General features: G+C 74.7%; 9 protein-coding genes. 2 read left to right on the forward strand and 7 right to left on the reverse strand.

Annotation, left to right across the window (positions count from 1 at the left end):
- Nucleotides 1-1,141, forward strand: a 1,141-nt coding sequence (locus ACH9D2_RS14935; protein ID WP_396363600.1) for a TerC/Alx family metal homeostasis membrane protein, incomplete at its 5' end; no start/stop codon positions are given.
- A 124-nt stretch (nucleotides 1,142-1,265) separates the two neighbouring features.
- Here the strand turns inward: ACH9D2_RS14935 and ACH9D2_RS14940 are convergent.
- Nucleotides 1,266-3,878, reverse strand: coding sequence for a DUF3516 domain-containing protein (locus tag ACH9D2_RS14940; protein WP_396363601.1), 2,613 nt, complete (start codon nucleotides 3,876-3,878; stop codon nucleotides 1,266-1,268).
- Nucleotides 3,879-4,012: 134 nt separating this feature from the next.
- Here ACH9D2_RS14940 and ACH9D2_RS14945 point away from each other — a divergent pair, with 134 nt between their 5' ends.
- Nucleotides 4,013-5,749, forward strand: a complete 1,737-nt coding sequence (locus tag ACH9D2_RS14945; RefSeq protein WP_396363602.1) for a formate--tetrahydrofolate ligase — start codon at nucleotides 4,013-4,015, stop codon at nucleotides 5,747-5,749.
- Nucleotides 5,750-5,765: 16 nt separating this feature from the next.
- Here ACH9D2_RS14945 and ACH9D2_RS14950 read toward each other — a convergent pair whose 3' ends face one another.
- The 6 genes from ACH9D2_RS14950 to ACH9D2_RS14975 form a co-directional block, all read right to left on the reverse strand.
- Entirely contained in the window at nucleotides 5,766-9,389 is a 3,624-nt protein-coding gene (locus ACH9D2_RS14950) for a DUF3376 domain-containing protein (protein WP_396363603.1), read from the reverse strand.
- A gap of 10 nt (nucleotides 9,390-9,399) precedes the next feature.
- Nucleotides 9,400-10,698, reverse strand: a complete 1,299-nt coding sequence (locus ACH9D2_RS14955; protein ID WP_396363604.1) for a nucleotide disphospho-sugar-binding domain-containing protein — start codon at nucleotides 10,696-10,698, stop codon at nucleotides 9,400-9,402.
- Entirely contained in the window at nucleotides 10,695-12,890 is a 2,196-nt protein-coding gene (locus ACH9D2_RS14960) for a glycosyltransferase (protein ID WP_396363605.1), read from the reverse strand. Before ACH9D2_RS14960 ends, ACH9D2_RS14955 begins: the two co-directional genes overlap by 4 nt.
- Nucleotides 12,891-12,941: 51 nt before the next feature.
- Nucleotides 12,942-13,934 carry a bile acid:sodium symporter family protein gene (locus tag ACH9D2_RS14965; protein ID WP_396363606.1) on the reverse strand — a complete coding sequence of 331 codons (993 nt, stop codon included), beginning with the start codon at nucleotides 13,932-13,934 and terminating at the stop codon, nucleotides 12,942-12,944.
- A complete protein-coding gene (locus ACH9D2_RS14970) occupies nucleotides 13,931-14,590 on the reverse strand; it encodes an MBL fold metallo-hydrolase (RefSeq protein WP_396363608.1) in 660 nt (219 codons plus the stop codon). The genes ACH9D2_RS14965 and ACH9D2_RS14970 overlap by 4 nt, the downstream gene beginning before the upstream one ends.
- Before the next feature lie 93 nt (nucleotides 14,591-14,683).
- Nucleotides 14,684-15,100: a hypothetical protein gene (locus ACH9D2_RS14975; RefSeq protein ID WP_396363609.1), complete on the reverse strand. Its 417-nt coding sequence runs from the start codon at nucleotides 15,098-15,100 to the stop codon at nucleotides 14,684-14,686.
- Nucleotides 15,101-15,108: the final 8 nt, after the last annotated feature.

Consider the following 15,108-nt stretch of genomic DNA (forward strand, 5'->3'; position numbering starts at 1 on the left):
GTACGCCGGGGAGTACTACGCCGGGTACATCACCGAGAAGGCCCTGTCGGTCGACAACCTCTTCGTCTTCCTCATCATCATGGCCTCCTTCAAGGTCCCCCGTGCGGACCAGCAGAAGGTCCTGCTCTTCGGCATCACCTTCGCCCTGATCGCCCGCACCGCCCTGATCTTCGTGGGCGCGGGGCTGATCAACCAGTTCGCCTGGGTCTTCTACCTGTTCGGCCTCATCCTGCTGCTGACGGCCGGGTCCCTGATCAAGGGCGAGCTCTCGGACTCGGCCCACGACGAGGCCGACAACTTCATCATCCGCACCGCCAAGCGCTTCATGCACACCTCGGACGAGTACGACGGCGACAAGCTGTTCACGATCGAGAACGGCAAGAAGGTCATGACGCCGATGCTGCTCGTGATGGTGGCCATCGGCGGCACCGACGTCCTCTTCGCCCTGGACTCGATCCCCGCGATCTTCGGCCTCACCCAGCAGACCTACCTGGTGTTCACCGCCGTGGCGTTCTCGCTGATGGGCCTGCGCCAGCTGTACTTCCTCATCGACGGGCTGCTGGACCGGCTCATCTACCTCTCCTGGGGCCTGGCGATCATCCTGGGCTTCATCGGCGTCAAGCTGATCCTGCACGCGCTGCACGAGAACAACCTGGGCTTCATCAACAACGGCGAGCACGTCGAGGTCGTCGAGGTCGGCATCAGCCTGTCCCTGACCGTCATCGTGGGCGTCCTGACCGTCACCGTCCTGGCCTCCCTCTTCAGCCCCAAGGGCCGGGCCCTGCGGGTGCTCAACGGCCTGCAGACCGTCGCCGAGAAGTACGTGACCCTGCCGCAGGACGCTCCCGCCGAGGAGCGCCGGATGCTGGCCGAGAAGGCCGCGGCGTACCAGCGGCAGATGCCGAAGATCTCCGACCGGCACCGCGAGGAGCTGCTCGAGTCCGAGAAGCACTTCCACGAGCTGCTGGACCGTGTCCACGGCAAGCACCACGAGTTCGAGCGCACCGGTGTGGGACCCGAGCCGGAGGCCGTGCCGTCGCCGGAGGCCGAGGCGCTCTCCGGTGCCCACGTCGAGACGCAGGACGCGACCGGCACCACGACGCCGGACGCCCCCCGCGGCGGCGGCAGCTCCGCCGTCTGAGCAACAGCTCCCGGCGCCCCGCGCACCGGGAGGAGGAGCCCCCGGGGCGCACCGAGCAGGTGCGGGCCGGGGGCTCCGTCGTCGTCGGAGAGGCGCGGGGAACGTGCCGGGTCCCCGACCCGGCTCAGCGTCCCGTCTCGGTGATGGGCCCGACGTTGTCCACGACCACGGCGGGGAAGCCGTCCTCGTCCGAGACGCGCAGGTCGATGCGGGCGTTGATGCCCCAGTCGTGGTGGCCGTCCGGGTCGTCGAAGACCTGCACCACGGTCCAGTACCCGGGCAGTCCCTCGGGCTGCTCGTCGATCCGGATCAGCCCCGGGCCCCTCGACTGGGGGTCCGTGTAGATGTCCTCGTGCTCGGCGAAGTACGCGTCCATGGCGTCCGCCCACCGGTCCCGGTCCCAGCCGTGCTCGCCGTCGAGGGCGCCCAGGACCTTGTCCTTCTCGTCCGCGAACAGCTCCACGCGCTGGAACAGGGCGTTGCGGACCATGACCCGGAACGCCCGGGGGTTGGACGTGATCACGGGGGGCTGCTCGTCGATGAGCTCCTCGAGGGAGTCCGCGGAGGTGCCCATGGGCGACTCCTCCCCGGCGGCCAGCTTCTCCCACTCGTCGAGCAGGGAGTTGTCGGTCTGCCGGATGAGCTCGCCCAGCCACTCGACGAGGTCCTCGAGGTCCTCCCGGAGCAGGTCCAGCGGCACGGTCTGGCGCAGGGCCTTGTAGGCGTCGGAGAGGTAGCGCAGCAGGATGCCCTCGGAGCGGGCCAGGCCGTAGAACTGGACGTAGTCGCCGAACGTCATGGCGCGCTCGTACATGTCCCGCACCACGGACTTGGGCGTCAGCTCGAACTGCGCCACCCACGGGGCGCCGGTGCGGTAGGTCTCGAACGCCTGGGTCAGCAGCTCCTCGAGCGGCTTGGCGTAGCTGACGTCCTCGAGCTCCTTCATCCGCTCGTCGTAGTCGAGGCCCTCCGCCTTCATCGACGCCACGGCCTCCCCGCGGGCCTTCTTCTCCTGCATGTTGAGGACCTGGCGGGGCTTCTCCAGGGTGGCCTCGATGACGGAGACGACGTCCAGGGCGTAGCCCGGGTCCTCCCGGTCCAGCAGGGTGAGCGCGGCGAGGGCGAAGGGGGACAGCGGCTGGTTGAGGGCGAAGTTCTCCTGGAGCTCCACGGTCAGGCGCCAGGTGCGGCCCTCCTCGTCCGGGGTCTCGAGCTTCTCCACGACGCCGGCGGCGCGCAGCTCCTTGAGGATGCCGATGGCCTGCCGGAGCAGGGCGCGCTGGCGCTGCCGCGTCTCGTGGTTGTGGGTCAGCAGGTGCCACGCCGCCTGCACCGGGTCCCCGGGGCGCTGCAGCAGATTGAGCAGCATCGAGTGGGTCACCGTGAAGGACGAGGTCAGCGGTTCCGGCTCGGAGGCCACCAGGGTCTCGAACGTCGGCTTCCCCCAGGACACGAAGCCCTGCGGCGGTTTCTTCCGCACCACCTGCCGCAGCTTCTTCTGGTCGTCGCCGAACTTGGCGTGGGCCTTCTTCATGGCCTTGTTGTTCTCGATGACGTGCTCGGGGGCCTGGACCACCACGGTGCCCGCGGTGTCGTAGCCGGCCCGGCCCGCCCGCCCGGCGATCTGGTGGAACTCGCGGGCGTTGAGCCTGCGGGTGCGCTCGCCGTCGAACTTGGACAGCGCCGTGATGACCACGGTGCGGATGGGCACGTTGATGCCCACCCCCAGGGTGTCGGTGCCGCAGATGACCTTGAGCAGCCCGGTCTGGGCGAGCTGCTCCACGAGCCGGCGGTACTTGGGCAGCATCCCGGCGTGGTGGACCCCGATGCCGTGGCGGACCAGGCGGTTGAGGGTCTTGCCGAAGCCGGCGGAGAAGCGGAAGCCGGCGATCAGCTCGCCGATGCGCTCCTTCTCCTCCTTGGTGAGCACGTTGACGGACATCAGGTTCTGGGCCTGGTCCATGGCCTGCAGCTGGGAGAAGTGCACCACGTAGACCGGGGCCTGGTTGGTGCTCAGCAGCTCCTCGAGGGCCTCGTGGATGGGGTCCTCGGACCAGTAGTGGTGCAGGGGGATGGGCCGCTCCGCGGAGGAGACCGTGGTGGTCGGGCGCCCGGTGAGCTCCGTGATCCCCTCCTCGAAGCGGGAGACGTCCCCGAGCGTGGCGCTCATGAGCAGGAACTGCGCCTGGGGCAGCTGCAGCAGCGACACCTGCCACGCCCAGCCGCGCTGGGGGTCGGAGTAGAAGTGGAACTCGTCCATCACCACGGGCCCCACGTCCGCGTCCCGGCCCTCGCGCAGGGCCACGTTGGCGAGGATCTCGGCGGTGCAGCAGATGATGGGGGCGGCGGCGTTGACGGCGGAGTCGCCGGTGACCATGCCGACGTTCTCCGCGCCGAAGATCTCGACGAGCGAGAAGAACTTCTCGGACACGAGCGCCTTGATCGGGGCGGTGTAGTACGAGCGCTGCCCGGCGGCGAGGCCCGCGAAGTGCGCCGCGACCGCCACGGTGGACTTCCCGGACCCGGTCGGGGTCGCGAGGATGACGTTGGACCCGCTCGCGAACTCGAGCACGGCCTCGTCCTGGGCGGGGTAGAGCTCCATGTCCCGGGAGGCGATCCAGCCGAGGAACCCCTCGTAGACCTCGTCCCCGGACAGGGCGTTGGTGGCGAAGTCGCCGCGGTAGTACGGGTGGCCCGGGGCGCCGAGCTCGGGGGAGAGTGCTTCGAGGAGTTTCATCGTCCTCCACTGTATCGGGACGGTGCGCCGGGGCCGGTTGCGCGACGGCGGGGCCGGCAGGACGACGGGCCCGTGCCGTGGCGCCGACGGCGGGGCACTCGCCGGGGTGGGCCCGGGTGCACCAGACTGGGCCCATGACGCCCGGCCCCGCCCCGCTGCCCTCGGACCTGGAGATCGCCCAGGCCGCCAGGCCCCGCCCCGTGACCGAGATCGCGGCCGCCGCCGGGATCACCGGCGACCGCCTGGAGCCCTACGGGCGCTACGTGGCGAAGGTCGACCCGCGCCCGGACGAGGTGTCCACCCCCGAGGAGGCCGCGGACCGCAAGCGCGCCCGGGGCGTGCGGTACGTGGTGGTCACGGCGCTGACCCCCACGCCGCTCGGCGAGGGGAAGACGGCCACGGCGGTGGGCCTGGCCCAGGGCATGGCGGCCACCGGCCGCTCCGCCGCCCTGACCCTGCGCCAGCCCTCCATGGGCCCCACGTTCGGCATCAAGGGCGGCGCCGCAGGGGCGGGGTACGCCCAGCTGCTGCCGATGGACAAGCTGAACCTGCATCTCACCGGGGACTTCCACGCCGTGACGGCCGCCCACAACCTGCTGGCGGCGATGATCGACAACCACCTGCACCACGGCAACGCCCTGGGCCTGGACGTCCGCTCGATCACGTGGCGGCGGGTCCTCGACGTCAACGACCGGGCGCTGCGCACCGTGGTGGTGGGTCTCGGCGAGCACCAGGACGGCGTGCCCCGCCAGACGGGCTTCGACATCACGGCCGCGTCAGAGGTGATGGTGATCCTCTCGCTCGCCACGTCCTTCGCCGACCTGCGCCGCCGCCTGGGCCGGATCGTGGTGGGCTCCACGCACGGCGGCGAGCCCGTCTCCGCCGAGGACCTCCGGGCCGCCGGCTCCATGGCGGTGCTGCTGCAGGACGCCTTCCAGCCGAACCTGCTGCAGACCCTCGAGGCGACCCCGGCCCTGGTCCACGCCGGGCCGTTCGGCAACATCGCGACCGGCAACTCCTCGGTGATCGCCGACTACGTGGCCATGGCGCACGCCGACTACGTCATCACCGAGGCCGGGTTCGGGGCGGACATGGGCCTCGAGCGTCTGGTCAACGTGAAGGCGAGGGTCTCCGGCCTGGTCCCGGACGCGGCGGTGCTCGTGACCACGGTGCGGGCGCTGAAGACCCACTCCGGCCGGTACACCGTGCGCCCGGGCAAGGGCCTGCCGGCGGAGATGCTCCAGGAGAGCCCCGGGGACGTGGAGGCGGGGGCGGCCAACCTGCTCCACCACCTGGCGATCGCCCGGTCCTTCGGGATCTCCCCGGTGGTGGCGATCAACGCGTTCCCCGGGGACCACCCCTCGGAGCACGAGGCCATCCGCCGGATCGCCCGGGCGGCCGGGGCCGAGGTGGCCGTGTGCACGGCGGTGGCCGACGGCGGGGCGGGGGCGGCCGAGCTGGCCGACGCCGTGGCCGCCGCGTGCGAGCACCCGGCCGGATACACCCCGACCTACGGGCTCACCGAGTCGCTCGAGGACAAGCTCACCGCGGTCGCCACCCGTGTGTACGGCGCGGACGGCCTCGAGATCACCCCGGCCGCGGAGCGCCAGCTGGCCCGCTACGAGGAGCTCGGCTACGGGGGCCTGCCGGTCGTCGTCGCCAAGACCCACCTGTCCACCACCGCGGACCCGGCGCTCAAGGGCGCCCCCACCGGCTGGTCCCTGCCGGTCCGGGAGCTGCGCGCCGCGGTGGGCGCCGGTTACCTCTACGCGATCTGCGGCACGATGCGCACCATGCCGGGACTGGGCAGCTCCCCGGCGGCCGAACGCATCGGGGTCGATGACGACGGGCGCGTCACCGGCCTGTTCTGATCGACGATCCACCGGCTCAGCGGCGGGGCAGCAGCTCCTCGCCGGGTCCGTACCGCCGCAGCATGCCCTCCGCGGGCGCCCACCACAGCACGGCCGCCCAGCCGAGCAGCGCCCCGGCCACGGCCGGCAGATCCGCCCAGAACGTCCCGGGCCCGCCCGTCCAGGACCACAGGAGCCAGGCCGCGGTGCCTCCGAGGACCGCCGCGGCCACGGCGACGACGAGGGCCCAGGCGGGCCGCACCCATCCCCCCAGGAGCAGGGCACCGACCACGAGCAGCGCCAGTGCCAGCGCGGCGGCCCGCGGCCCGGCGCCGTCCGGCACACGCTCCGTGAGCCCGGTCAGGGCGGCGGCGGCCCAGAGCGCCACGGCCGCGAGCACCACGAGGGCCGCGCGCCCGAGCTCGTCCACGCTCCCGCGACCCGGCACCCGCACCGCCAGGACCGCGGCGAGGCGCTCCAGGCCGAGCACGGCGAGCACCAGCAGCAGGGCCGCCGCGGCGCGCCGGGACGGCACGGCCGTCCAGAGCGGGAGCAGCAGGGACAGCGCGGCCGCGCCCACCAGGGCGGCCCGCCGCAGCGCCCGGCGGCGGGCGGTGTCCACGTCGGCCGCCGTGACCACGGGGGCGGCGACCCCCGCGGGCGTGGCCCCCGAGGGCGGGGGCGGACGGACCCCGGCGGCGTCCCGGACGGCCGCCCACCGCAGCAGCGCGCGCCGCCCCGTCCGGAGGAGGGACAGGACCAGCGCCGCGGAGCCGGCCGCGAGCAGCACGGTCCCCGGCCAGGCCCAGGCCCGCCCCTCCGCGGCGACCGGACCCGTGGCCGGCCACAGCCCGGCCGTCAGGACGACGGCGACCAGGGCGGCACGCACGGGCGTCACCACCGAGGGCACGAGCACGAGCAGGGGCTGGAGCACCAGCAGCACCACCTCCCACGCGGGACGGGGCAGGTCCGGGGTGCCCGCCAGGGCACGGCCCAGCACACGCATCCCGCGCGAGGCCAGCGAGAGGCGGTGGCCCGGGGTCAGCCGGTCCAGCCCGTCGGCGCTCGCGCCGACCGCCGCCCGGCCCCGTGCGGCGGAGCCGTCCCCCACGCCCCGCAGCAGGCTGTTCTGCAGGTCGGCGACGGCGGGGTCGTCCGTCGGCGTGCTCGGTGCAGGGGGACCGTCGGGCGAACCGGGCGAGGGGGCGGCGGCGGGCGCCGGCAGCCCCCGCAGGAACACGGCGACCCCGGCCGCCGCGTCGAGGCGCCCCCACCACCAGTCGTTGGCCCGCCAGTCCCCGGCCAGGAAGCCCCGGAAGTTCAGCAGCCCCGCACCGGCCAGCTTGGCGACAGCCGGCACCCGGCGCTCGCCGTCCGCGAGCAGCCGCGCGAGCTCCCGCGCCCCCGCCCCCTGCGCGTCGAGGGCCTGCTGGAGGCGGTCGCGCACGAGCGACTCCCGGAGGGCGGGGAACGCGTCGAGGGCCGCGGGCGCCTGGTCCCCGCGGATCTCGCCGTAGGCCACGGGGGAGGTCGGCACGGGGATCCCGGCCGCGGCCAGGAGCGGGGGAAGGTCCACGGCGCCCAGCGCCGCGTCCCCGGCGGGGATCCTCGACCAGGGGGACGCCTCCCAGGCCGTCCGCCGGTCCGCCAGTCCGGGGCCGTCGGCGGCCAGCTGCCCGTCCACCGCGGTGCGCAGGCTCTGCAGCCCGGCCACGACCGCGTCGAGCTCGGCCCAGGAGGCGGCCGTCGGCCGGTGGTCCGCCCCGGCGGCGCCCAGCCAGGGGTCGACGGCCACCGTGAGCTCTGCGGAGGGGTCCGCCGCGGCGGCCAGCACGGCGTGGAACCGCTGGTCGCGCTCGTAGCGGGCGGCCGTCAGGACCCGGTACGCGCGCTCCCGGGCGCAGCCCGCGTCGAAGCCCTCGGCAGGGTCCGGCAGCCCGGCGAGCCCCAGCTCCTCCAGGACGCGCACCCAGGCCAGCACGCAGGACGCGGCGTCGGACAGCGCCTGAGCTCCCCGCAGCACCGCGGCGGCGGAGGGGTCCTCGAGCGGGCCCCGGGAGAGGGCGTCGTAGCGCCGGAGCAGCTCCGCCCGCAGGGGCTCGAGGACACGGGGCGGCCTCGCCCGCAGGGCGTCGCGCCGGGCCAGTGTCGAGGTGAGCTGCCACTCCGCGGGCCGGGTCAGGAGGCGGGACAGCCGGTCGGCGTCGGCCCGGGCCCGGTAGCGCAGATAGGCCCGGCGTCGCTCCTCGAGCGAGGCCCGGTCCCAGGACCCGATCAGGGCCGCGAGCGGGTGCAGGCGGCCGCGGGCCACGAGCTGGGCGTCCAGGTGGTCGGACAGGGCCAGCACCTCGTCGTCGTCCGACTCCCGCCGGGGCAGCCGGACGAGCGTGGCGGCGAGCGTCCCCAGGAGGCGCGGCAGGTCGCGCTCGAAGGGCACGTCGGGCTCGCGATGGGGCGGGTCCGGGTCGAGGTACAGCAGGCCCCGGTCGGCGTGCCGCAGGGACGTCCGGGTGCGGGCGGCCTCCAGGGCCCGGTCGATGGGGATGTTGTCGAACACCCCGCCGTCGACCACCTGGTAGGGAAGCTCCGCGGGGTCACGGTGCGCGCCGAACGCGTGACTGAGGTCGGGTCGCCCGGCGGCCGGACCCGGCGCCCCCACTGGGCCCGGGGTCGGGGCGGACCACACCGAGGCCGGTTCGAAGGCGCCGGGGAACGAGGCGGTGGCCCGGGCGGCGTAGGCCAGCCGGGAGAGCGCGGCCGCGGCCTCTCCGGGGGCGGTGTCCCGCGCCGGGATGTCGTTGTCCAGGGGCGGGGCGGGGGAGCCGGGCTCCCGCGACGCGAAGTGGAAGTCGCCCCGCCCCTCCGCCGTCGCGCTGTAGGGGGAGGGGTCGCTGTCCAGGACCGTGGCGGAGAGCTCGACCGAGACGTGCTCGGCCACCAGGTCCGGGTGGTGCTGCGCGCTGCCCAGCAGCGACTGGAGCGCCTCCAGCAGCCGTGGCCACAGGTAGTCGTCGCCGCGCAGCAGCGAGTCCACGGGACGCCGTCCGAGCGGGCGCAGCAACCGGCCGAGGGCGCCGTGCTCCGCCCAGATCCGGCCGAGGGCGTCCAGGTCGGTGCCCGCGCGCTGGGCCACCGCGTGCACCACGCCGTTGAGGCCACCGGCGCTGGCCCCGGCGAGGAGATCGAGCTCCACCCGGTCGTAGCCGGCGTCCGCGAGCAGCCGCGCATACACCGCCGCTCGTTCGGCCAGCCGGGGGTCGGCCTCCTCCGCGGGGTGCAGGAGCACCGCGTGCAGCCCGCCCTCGCCGTCCCGGAGGAGCCGGATCCGGCGCAGCACGTCGAGCTCGGCCACCGCTCCGCCGATCCACACGGCCAGGCTCACGCCGCCGCGCATGGCAAGGGCGAGCCGGAGGGTCCGGCCGAACGCCGGCACCTGCCCGGCCGTCGCCTCGGCGAGCCGCCGGGACGGCGGCAGCACCGTCAGCCGCGGGCCGTGGTGCCGGGCCGCGCCGTCCGTGCCGGGTCCACCCGTCGGAGAACCGTGGCCCGGCGCCGCGCCGTCGGCCGGAGGGGGAGCACCGCCCGGCCCGGCACTGTTGCCGAGCCCAGCACTGTCGCCGAGCCCAGCACTGTCGCCGTGCACGGCGCGGTCGCCCGGCACGGTCGGTCGCTCACCCGACAAGGGCCGCGAACGCCCGCCCCGGCCCGGGCCGGCGGGTCAGGTCGTGCCGGAGGTCCTCGAGCGCACCCCGCCGCTCGTGGCCCTCGTCGAGCAGCTCCGCCACGGCGTCCCGCACCTCGGCGGCGGTCAGGGCGTTGGGGTCGAGCACCGTCCCGAGCCCCGCCGCCTCGAGGGCCGCGGCCCCGGCGAACTGGTCCGTGGACATCGGCAGCAGGAGCAGGGGAACCCCGGCGGTGAGCGCCTCCGTCACGCTGTTGTTCCCACCGTGGGAGACCGCGACGGCCGCCCGGCGCAGCAGGGTGACCTGCGGCAGCGTCCCCCGGACCAGCCAGGATTCCGGGACCGGCCCCAGCTCGGAGGGCCGGGTCGACCCGGCCGCGAGGGCGACCCGCACGTCCAGGCCGCGGAGGGCCTCGGCCACCCGGGACAGCACGTCCCCGCGCACGGAGAGGAAGCTGCCCAGGCTGATGTACACGATCGGGCGGTCCGAGCCGGCCAGCCACGCGGCCACCTCCGGGTCCTCGGCCTCCTCCCGGACGGCGGAGCCCAGGAACGTGTGCTCGGGCAGCGCGCGGGTCCGGTGCTCGTCGTGGAGCTCACCCGGATAGTTCAGCAGGAGGTCGTCGCCGGTCTCCGCGAAGGCGTCGGCGCTCGCCGGGGTGCCCGGGGCGATCTGCTGCAGCGCGTCGTTCCACTGCTCGGTGAACTCGTCCCGCACGGACGAGCACAGCCGGTGCAGCGCCTCGAGCTCGGCCGGGGCCGGGCGCAGCCGGCCGGGCCACGCCGGCGGGTGCCCGTAGACCTCATCGGCCACCGTCAGGGCCGAGGGGTGGCCCAGGACCACGTCGGCGTGCCGGATCCCGGCGCCCGTCAGGGCGAGGCGTGCCGCGAAGGCCAGGTGGTCCACGACCACCTGGTCCGGCCGGACGCGGTCCACCACCCGCTGGACCCGCCGGGCCGTGCCCAGGGGGTCCCAGAGCAGGTCGTCGCGCCGGGCCCGCGCCTGGAAGGCCAGGGTCTCCGCGGGGCCGCGGCGGGTGGCGGCGAAGAACCCGCGCAGGGCGTCGTCCTCCCCGGCCGGCTGCTCCTCCGCGCGGATGACCCCGGGGTTGGAGCCGCGGCCCAGCGGCAGGAGCTCGACGTCGAAGCCGAAGCCCCGGGCAATGGGGGCGGTCGCGGGGCCGGTGGCGACGACCACCCGCTCCCCGGCGTCCCGCCACGCGGTGGCCAGGGTCGCGAGCGGGAACAGGTGGGAGGCGTAGTCCGGGCTGATCACGAGCAGGGTCACAGGGTGGGGCTCCTGTCAGCCGCGTGCGCCACGGCGTCGTCGTAGACGGCGGTGAGGGCGGTGGCCATCACCTCGATGCTGAAGCGTTCGCGGACCATGGCGCGGGCCGCGTCGGCCGTCCGCTCGGCGTCCGGGCGGGCCGCCAGGTCGAGGGCGCCGGCCACGGCCCGGGACAGCGCGGCGGGCTCGCGGGTGTCGACGAGGACGCCGGTGACGCCGTCCGCCACGAACGTGGCCGGTCCGCCGGTGCCGGGCGCCACGACCGGCAGGCCGGTCGCCAGGGCCTCGACGAGCGCCACCCCGAACTCCTCCTTCAGGCTCGCACAGACGTAGACGCCCGCGGGGGAGGACAGGCCCGGCCGGCCGCGGCGCACCGCGGCGAGCCAGGCGACCACCGTGCCGTGCGGCCGGTGGCCGGCCAGCAGCAGCCCGGCGGAGGCACCCTCGTCCCGGGGGAGCGCGGCGTCGATGCGGGCGAGCTGCTCGCGCTCGTCGGCGGAGGGGGACACGAGGTCCCCGCCCACGACGAGGAGGTTGCACCGGGCGCGCAGTCCGGCGTCCCGGGCCCACGCCTCGACGAGCGCGGCCGTGCCCTTCACCCGGTGCAGGCGGCCCACCGTGACGACGACCGGCAGCCCGCGCCGCTCGGCGGGCAGGGCCCCGAGGACGGTGTCGAGCTCGGCCAGCTGCGGGCCGGTGCCGTTCCGCACCTGCTCGGCGGCACGGTCCACGGCGCCGAGGTCGATGCCCTCCGGCACCACCGTGCACCGCGCGGCCTCGTCCGGGTCCACGTCGAGCAGCTCGCGCGCGTCCCGTGCCAGGTCCGGCCGGGGGAAGAGCACCACGTGCTCCGCCCGGGCCGCGAGGTCGGCGAGCAGGCGCACCCGGAACCACAGGTGCTCCACGTGGTCGGCGGCGCCGAAGCCGGCGCGGGTCAGGGTGCCGGCGGTCTCCCGCGCGGCGACGAGCGCGTGCGGGTCGGGGGCCATGGTGAGCACCCACGGGATGCCCAGCTCCGTGGCCACCGCGGCGGCGGCCATCGAGCCGACGTCGGCCATCCGCAGGTGCAGGACGTCCACGGGAGCGGCCCCGCGCAGCACCCGCCGCAGCCCCCGCTCCGCGGCCACCCGCCGCGGCCAGGCGTCCGCCATGTGCACCGGGGAGCCGGCGAAGGGGACGACGCCGAAGACGTGCCCCGGCCCCGCCAGGTGCGGCCGTGCCCTCCGGGCCTCGTCGTGGGTGCCACGGGACACCGTCACCACCCGCGCGACGCCGCCGGGGGCGCGCCGGGAGCTGAGGGCGTCGCCCAGCTGGGCGAGCAGTGTGGCGATCCCCCCGTTGTCGCCCCGCCCGGAGAAGGTGAGGTCCCGGTCGATCTCCGCGTGCAGGAAGGACTGCAGGACGGTCAGCCCGTCGCGGTCGGACGCAGGGGCCGCCTCCGCGGGACCGTGGAGCTCCGCCAGGGCGAGCCGGGCGACCGCAGCCAGGGGCCCGGTCTCCCGTGCGCCCGCCCGGGCGAGGTCCGGGAGGCCGGCCACGGGCTCGGAGCCGGTCTGCCACCGGTCCACCAGGGACTCGAAGGCGGCACCGCGGACGTCCTGGTCCTCCGCGGTATCGGCGGCCAGGGTGCGGAGGAGCTCGGTGGGACCCGCCCCGGGGACCAGCCCGAGGGTCTCGGCCAGTCTCGTGCGGGAGCCGGGAGCGACCGTTTCCGCGAGCGCGTGCTCGAGGGCTCCGCCCACCGTGCTCGCCGCCGCGGGAGCCCACGCCTGCAGGGTGCGCTGCGCGAGCATGCCGGGAAAGCCGCCGGCGGCGACGAGGACCGTGAGGGAGGCCACAGCGCCGGGCAGGGGAGCGCGGTCGGCGAGCGCCCAGGCGGTGTGCTCCCGCAGCCACGGCTCGTCGTCCCGGAGGAGCGCCGTGAGGAGGGTGTCCGCCCGGGGGCCGGGCACCGCTGCCAGGGCGTGCACGGCGGCGATCGCCGCGACCTGGTCCTCGCGCCGGCGGATCTCCTCCGCGAGCACGGGCAGGGCCCCGGCAGGTTGTTCCCGGACCGCGTCCAGCAGGTCGTCGGCACGCCGGATGCCGTCGAGGACGGAGGGCACGTTCCGGACCGCCTCGAGGGCCTCGCGCGTCGCCGCGCCGGTGCGCTCGGCGCTCGTTGCCGGGGCGCGGGGCGCGGCGAAGGTCATGGCCTCACGGTAGCCGAGGGCCGGGTCCGCGGACAGCGGCGCCCGGGATTCTCAGGATGCTGGGAGCCGGCGCGCTGCCCGGGCGTCGGCGCGGCGGCAGAGCACGGCGAACAGCGCGCCGGACAGGTTGTGCCAGACCGAGAAGACCGCCGCCGGCAGGGCCGCCAGGGGGTTCATGTACTGGGCGGCGAGCGCGGCGGCCAGGCCGGAGTTCTGCATGCCCACCTCCACCGCGGTGGTGCGCCGCACGGCGATCGGCTGCCGTGTCACCGCGCCCACGAGGTGGCCCAGAGCCAGGCCGAGGACGTTGTGCAGGACCACGGCCGCGAGCACGAGCAGGCCGGCCTCGACGATCCGGTCGGCGCTGCCCGAGACCACGATGGCCACGATGAGGGCGATGGCCGCGACCGAGACCCACGGCAGGACGGGCAAAGCGCGCTCGACCAGTCGGGGCGCGAGCAGGCGCACGGCGAGACCCGCGACGACGGGCAGGAGCACGATCTTGGTGATCGACCACGCCATGGCCCCGCCGTCCACCGGCAGGTACTGCCCCGCCAGCCAGAGCGTGAGCAGGGGGGTGAGCAGCGGGGCCAGCAGCGTGGAGATCGAGGTCATGGCGACGGACAGCGCCACGTCACCGCGGGCGAGGTAGGCGACCACGTTCGAGGCCGTGCCACCGGGCGCGCAGCCCACCAGGATCACGCCCGCGGCGAGTTCCGGCGGCAGCCGCAGCAAGAACACCACGAGGAGCGCCACGAGGGGCATGACCACGTACTGGGCCGCCACGCCGAGCAGCACCGGCAGCGGCCGCTTCGCCACGAGGGCGAAGTCCACGGGCCGCAGGGTCAGGCCCATGCCGAACATGACCACTCCGAGGAGGGGATTGATCCACCCGGTCAGCCCGCCCACGGCGCCGGGGGCCAGGAACCCCACGAGTCCGCCCACGATCACGAGCACGGGGAAGACCAGGACGGCGGTGTAGGCCCCGCGGTCGGGCGCAGCGGCCCCGGGCGCACTGCTCTCGGTGGCGGTGTCGGAGCTCACCACCCGCGGGCCCGCCACTCGTCGAGGTGCGGACGCTCCGCCCCCAGCGTGGTGGGCTTGCCGTGGCCGGGGTGGACCACGGTGTCGTCGTCGAAGCGCTCGAAGACGCGCTCAGTGACGTCGTCGATCAGCTGCCGGAAGTCCTCGGGGCTGTTGGTCTTGCCCACGCCGCCGGGGAAGAGGGAGTCGCCGGAGAAGATGTGCGCCGGGCCCTCGGGGTCGCGGTAGACCAGGGCGATCGAGCCCGGGGTGTGCCCGCGCAGGCCGATGACCTCGAGGTCGAAGCCGTCGAACTCGGCCGTGTCGCCGTCCTCGAAGGTCAGGTCCATGGGCACGGCGATGTCGGACTCGTCGTCGGCGCCGCACGCGGTCATGGCCTCGGAGCGGGAGCGGACCTCGTCGAGGGCGCGGACGTGGTCCCAGTGCGAGTGGGTGGTGATGATGAGCTGGAGGTTGCCGTAGGAGGCGGAGCAGTCACCGTTGCCGGCGCCCACGAGGCCGGCGATGGCGCGGGCGTCGTCGGCCGCGTCGATGAGGACCTGCGTGCCCTCGTCCTTGGACGTGAGCAGGTAGACGTTGTTGTCCATCTCGCTCACGGAGATCCGGCGAATCGTGACTTCGGAGAGGTCGGTGACCTCCGTCTTCGTTGCGATCATGAGGACGAAGGTACTCCCGTGCCCTGGCACTGGCCAATTTCCCGCACCCTCATCGTCGGATCGGCGTGACGACGCTGAGAACGTTGGTCACCCTCATGCGAATGACGCCCATCCATTGTCTGCCGGGATGGGCGTCATTCGACTCAGAGAAGAACAGGTCTGCGTGATCGTTGCACGACCCTGATCGGTCTCGCAGACGACATCGGTCGCGCCCGAGCGGTCCACCGCACGGCCGAGAACGGCGAGCGGGCCGACCTTGACGCCGCAAACATTGGCGGCGACCTGGGCGGCAACGCCAAGGTTGACGTCCTCGAGTGTCACGAGGTTGTTGAGGGAGTCCTCGACGATGCGCGGGCCCGCCGTGGTTGCCGACCCCGGCGAGGGAGCGTATAGTTGCTTGCGGCAACAAATTATCAGGGCATCCGGCAGCACCGAGCCCGCGTCGTCGTCGACGCGGCCCCCGCGAAGAACAGGGGAGTGCGGACCGGGTGCCCCTTCGTCGTTGTCCACCCCCATTC

The sequence above is a fragment of the Kocuria rhizosphaericola genome (assembly GCF_044462205.1).
Lineage (GTDB): Bacteria > Actinomycetota > Actinomycetes > Actinomycetales > Micrococcaceae > Kocuria > Kocuria rhizosphaericola.